The 704-nt window shown below is 51.6% G+C and carries 1 pseudogene; it reads left to right on the forward strand.

Going from position 1 to position 704, the window contains the following annotated elements:
* Positions 1 to 704, forward strand: a pseudogene (locus ACYVTD_RS15075) (hypothetical protein); the annotation flags it as partial.

Genomic DNA, 704 nt, shown 5'->3' on the forward strand with positions numbered 1-704 from the left:
CATTAAGCATATTTGATTTTTGTTCCAAATGCGGAAAGCCGGTTACAGAAGAGGCCATTGCGGAGCTAAAACACGCTCAGGAAGAAATTGAAAGCCATGTAGAGTCCGACGATCCTGAAGCGGAAAAGAAAACTTTTAGTACAAATCAGGATGCCAGACGATGGTTTAACGCTCAGGCCGCCGCGCAGACGGCCGAAATTGAGGCGGAGCTCGCAAAGCTGGACGAGCTTATCAAGATTGAGACGGGCGTTATCGACGATATGTCGGTAATCAAGGCCGTGGGACACCGCGTTCTGCACGGCGGAATGAAATTTACAAAGAGCGTCATCGTCGATGACAAGGCGATGGCGGCATTCAACGAAGTTAAGGATTTAGGGCCGCTCCATAACCCGGCGAATATCATGGGCATCGAGGCGGCGCAGAAGGTTATGTCCCATGTGCCGCATTGCGCGATTATGGACACTGCGTGGCATCAGACCATGCCGCCTGAATCCTTTATGTACGCGGTTCCAAAGGAATGGTACGAAAAATATCAGGTGCGCCGTTACGGGTTTCACGGGACAAGTTTCCTCTACACCGCGAAACGCGCCGCCGTTTTATTGGGGCAGGACCCTTTCAAAACAAACGTTGTAATCTGCCACATAGGGAACGGCGCTTCCGTAAACGCGGTCAAAAACGGCTGTTCATTCGACACGTCGATGGGC

This window comes from Treponema sp. R6D11, from assembly GCF_054786075.1.